4 protein-coding genes and 1 pseudogene are annotated in these 3968 nt (G+C 44.0%); 1 reads left to right on the top strand and 4 read right to left on the bottom strand.

The window, feature by feature from the left end; translation table 11 throughout:
- Nucleotides 1–557 (top strand): annotated as a pseudogene (locus O9334_RS16325) (ATP-binding cassette domain-containing protein); the annotation flags it as partial.
- Between the two features lie 432 nt (nucleotides 558–989).
- Here the strand turns inward: O9334_RS16325 and O9334_RS16320 are convergent.
- The 4 genes from O9334_RS16320 to O9334_RS16305 all read right to left on the bottom strand — a co-directional run bounded on the left by O9334_RS16320 (nucleotide 990) and on the right by O9334_RS16305 (nucleotide 3768).
- Nucleotides 990–1223, bottom strand: coding sequence for a photosystem I reaction center subunit IV (locus O9334_RS16320; protein WP_045361194.1), 234 nt, complete (start codon nucleotides 1221–1223; stop codon nucleotides 990–992).
- A 77-nt stretch (nucleotides 1224–1300) separates the two neighbouring features.
- The gene (locus tag O9334_RS16315; RefSeq protein WP_288001220.1) at nucleotides 1301–1930 is read right to left on the bottom strand and encodes a DUF6391 domain-containing protein; all 630 of its coding nucleotides are present in this window, start codon (nucleotides 1928–1930) and stop codon (nucleotides 1301–1303) included.
- Entirely contained in the window at nucleotides 1927–3051 is a 1125-nt protein-coding gene (locus O9334_RS16310) for a tetratricopeptide repeat protein (protein ID WP_288001218.1), read from the bottom strand. The genes O9334_RS16315 and O9334_RS16310 overlap by 4 nt, the downstream gene beginning before the upstream one ends.
- A 15-nt stretch (nucleotides 3052–3066) precedes the next feature.
- Complete coding sequence (locus O9334_RS16305) at nucleotides 3067–3768, bottom strand: 16S rRNA (uracil(1498)-N(3))-methyltransferase (RefSeq protein WP_045361188.1); 702 nt, start codon at nucleotides 3766–3768, stop codon at nucleotides 3067–3069.
- Between the last annotated feature and the right edge of the window lie 200 nt (nucleotides 3769–3968).

Here is a 3968-nt window from a genome sequence, read left to right as displayed (position 1 = left end):
TTCTAATCAGAAAAGAACAACAGTCGCCGTTAATAACATTAGTTTTAGCTTGCAGAAAGGTCAAGTTCTCGGTTGTGTGGGGGAGTCGGGTTCAGGAAAATCCGTCACCTCCCTCGCACTCATGGGACTGGTTCCCTCTCCTGGAAAAATTACTGGGGGAGAAATTTGCTTTCGTCCAGCAAAAAGTCAGTCAATGCAAGCAGTAGATTTATTATCTATTCCCCCGGAAGAATTGCGTTATTATCGCGGGGGAGAAATGGCGATGATTTTCCAAGAACCAATGAGTTCTCTTAACCCAGTTTATAACATCGGGTTTCAACTCACCGAAGCCATTTTACTGCATCAAAAAGTCACCCCCGAACAGGCAAAAAATCAAGCAATATCTGCAAGAAGTGCGCTTATTACCCAGTGATGAACAGTTAGAGGAGAAGTATATAGAAACTTTTCCCTTAGAAAATAAGGGTCATGTCAGAGAAAAAATTAGAACTTATATTCAGGAACAAAAAGAGGCAATTCTCAAGCGTTATCCTCACGAATTATCGGGGGGACAATTACAAAATTTTCGCCACCAGAGATGAAAGAGGTTTCCTTCCCCACACCCCACACCCCACACCCCACACCCCACACCCTACACCCTACACCCCACACCCTACACCCTACACCCTCTTTCAAGTCAGGAGTTTCAGGCTTTGTTGCCCTCTTTTTTAGTACCAGTTTATGTACTATAAGAAGGATAATGCCAGGTTTTTGAAGGTCCCAATCCTATTTTCGCAGCATGAACATCGGATTTTAACAGGTCAAAAGCCTTATTTTAAAAGGGTTTTACCATTATTCAGCCAGCCCTATTTATCCAAATATCAGTAAACAGTAAACTGATAACTGATAACTGATAACTGATAACTGATTGGCTGATAGCTATAAAAAAACCGACCAACAAGAGAGAATTCCTGTCAGTCAGTCAGTGATGATAGGCCGAATTTTACTCAGCTTTATTTCTTAGCGGGGGCAGCCTTAACGAGTTCCAATTCACTTTCAGCGAAGTTATTGGTATTCAGTCCACTGGCGCTACCACTAAAACCGTTGTAGTTAACAGTGTCAAAACGAACGATAACGGGATAGAGGATACCACTTTTATCAACACTGGCTACGGTTCCCACATCGTTGTACCAGTAAGACTCTTTACGTTTGATTCTAACTTTGGCTCCGCGTTCGATTCCAGGCATAGGTGTTGTTTTTTTTAGGGTTTAGTTAACAGGTTACAATCAGAGCGAATTTGCCGAAAGGGTTTTTACTTTAAGTTTTATTGCAAATCTTGCCACTCTGTTTGGACGAAATGCCCCGAACGTCCCCATAGGTCTGCCTTTGGTGCAATATTAACGATTGTTAAGTTAAAGGGAATGGCTGTGGTCAGGTATTTTTGGGCCGACATTCCCACATCTGGCCCGATTTGAAAAGCGGTGGCGGTGGCTAAACCTAAGCCTAATAACTGAGAAATCGGACCTCTGGGGAAGATAAGATGAGTTCCTAAGACTAAGCCGGCGGTTAAGGCTAAAGTTACCGATAAATTGGTGCCACAACGCGGATGTAATGCCAATTGCCCCTCGCCATTTTTGAGACGATGGAGTGCCTGTTTGGCTGCAATTTGCAGTTCATTTGTATTAACCTGTCCGTAGAGATAAAAACCCCTATCGGTGGAGAGTCCCCCCAGGGCCTCGTTATCCGCTGGGGAATGGTCAAAAGGGGATTGACGACGGGCGGCCATTTCGCTTAATACCCAGACGGTGGCGTGTTCCAAGGCGTGAACCTGTCGCAGGGTGAGAAATTCTTTGAAACCGGGGATAAAGCCGATTTGTGCCAGTAAATCGCTGTCTTGCTGGGGCGAGGGGTTAAACCAGTCGAAAGAGGTGTTAGAAGGGCTACTAGGGGTCATAAAGTTGCGGTAGGGGGAGTTTTTTCGAGAAAGATGAGGGCGCTATAGAGTTGAAAGGCGGTGTCCCAGTAGGTGTCTTCAATGCGTAATAAGTCCAAATGGGGATTGACCATAGGCAGTAATTCGTAAAAATCGGCGGTGGTTTCGGCAAAAGCTGGAAAATCTGACCACAGGGGAACTGCTGCTAGTTGTTGTTTTAGGTAAGAAGCGAAATGATTCCAGTTATCCCGATTGGTGGTCTGTCTTTCCCGACTTTGTTGGTGGTCGGAAAAAGTAATCCCCGCTTGAAAGTGGTAATGGTGATCGCAAATACGAATAATTAAATCCTGTTTTTTCAAATGTAGATCAATAATCTGGGCATAATCAAGAATACTAATTTTTCTCACTTGATTGCGGCGCGCATCCATATCGACACATTCCCCAAAAATCGGCAAGATTCCCTCTACCACGGCGGTAACTTCTGACCAATCAAAAGTTATACTTGCGGTTAGGTCGCTATGGGAAGATTGATAGACTAGGGTGGCTTCTGGTTGGATAGCCCGGAAATATCGAGCTAAATAGACCCTAGGCCGGTTAATCGCTGTAATTGGCTGGCAAAAACAGGGAATTCCTTCTTTTTGCAAGTCGTGAACATATATTGCTAATTCTGCCATCGCCCCGACTCGATACAAGCGCCACGAACGGCTAGGGATTTGTAAGCGGGCGCTATAGGCATCTATTTTAAATATTTGGGCAAATTTTTGGGCTAAGGGCTGTTTTTCTTCGTTAGCCACCGGTTCAAGAATTAACAGCCCCATTTCTCGATTACTAGGGTTGGTTTTGGCTTTTTCGAGGGCAGCCTGTCGCTGTTGTTGTTGCTGTTCCACTTCCACCCGTTCAATCGCTTCTAAGCGGGCGATTCCTTGACGAATTTGGGCGATAAGTTGAGTATTAGTGCTAACTTGCAACATTTTTCGGTATTCTTGCCCTGCTAGTCCGATTTCTCCCTTGATTTCGCTTAAACGCGCTTGGTAGAATTTCAGCCAAGGGTTATCGTTTTCTAGGGTCTGGAAGTCGTTGACAAGACGGGCGGCAGTTTGATAGTCTTGACGGTCGAGTGCTTCAGCAATTTCTTTGAACATAGAAACTCCAATCAATTAGCTGTCTAAATAGGCGTTAATGATAGCAAGAGCCACTAAGGGAGCGGTAATTGTTCTCAAAATGCGTTTTCCCAGTGATACAGGCAGAAAATCAGCGGCGAGCGCTTGTTCTATTTCTGCCTCCGTCCATCCCCCTTCCGGTCCGATGGCAATAGTTATCTCGGTTGATGTTTGCAATTGAGAAAGTAGCGGGGCCACTGTTCTACGGGTAACACCAATATAACAAGTTGTCTGTGGGTTAGCTCCCCGCTTAAGGATTGCTAAAAATGGTTGTGGTTCTTCGATAATAGGAATAATCTGTCTTTCTGATTGTTCTACAGCTTCCCGGGCAATTTTTCGCCAACGGTCAATTTTTTGAGGACTAGGATTAACTAAACCGCGTTCTGTTAGCAGCGGGATAATCCGATAAACTCCTAATTCGGTGGCAGCGCGGACGATATCATCAAAGCCATTTTTGGGAATTGCTACCATTAAATTCACTTGTACTGGTAGTTCGGTAGTTTCGTTTATCGCTTCTAAAAGATGGGCCGAATTATCAATTATTTCTGCTAACCACGCTTGTCCTTGTCCATTTAGGGCAATAAAATGGTCATGGGATTTTAAACGAACAACTTTTTTAAGATAATGACTTTGTTCGGATGTTAAGGCAATTAACCCGTTTTCTAGGGTGTTAAAATCGAGAAGAAGACGGTAATACAAGGCGGTTTAGTCTATATTGCTATTGTGAGCAGAATCACTGTCAGCTATCTATTTTAGCTTTTATAGCGGTAAGCGCTTGAGTGAGATACAGACCAAGCTTTGCCTAGCATGGTTTATAGCTTGTGACACTGTACCTAATACGACTGCACACCGCTATAAGCTAGTGAGGTACACATATTTTTCTTCCCTTTTGACTTTTG

Origin of the sequence: Microcystis sp. LE19-8.1F (genome assembly GCF_027531715.1) — a bacterium.
Lineage (GTDB): Bacteria > Cyanobacteriota > Cyanobacteriia > Cyanobacteriales > Microcystaceae > Microcystis > Microcystis wesenbergii_A.
Note: the sequence above shows the minus strand (reverse complement) of the source record. Positions and strands in the feature narration are given on the sequence as shown.

Excerpts from the sequence above, each read along its gene's own strand:
- O9334_RS16320 (WP_045361194.1), bottom strand. The coding sequence starts at position 1,223 with ATGCCTGGAATCGAACGCGGAGCCAAAGTTAGAATCAAACGTAAAGAG.
- O9334_RS16315 (WP_288001220.1), bottom strand. The coding sequence starts at position 1,930 with ATGACCCCTAGTAGCCCTTCTAACACCTCTTTCGACTGGTTTAACCCC.
- O9334_RS16310 (WP_288001218.1), bottom strand. The coding sequence starts at position 3,051 with ATGTTCAAAGAAATTGCTGAAGCACTCGACCGTCAAGACTATCAAACT.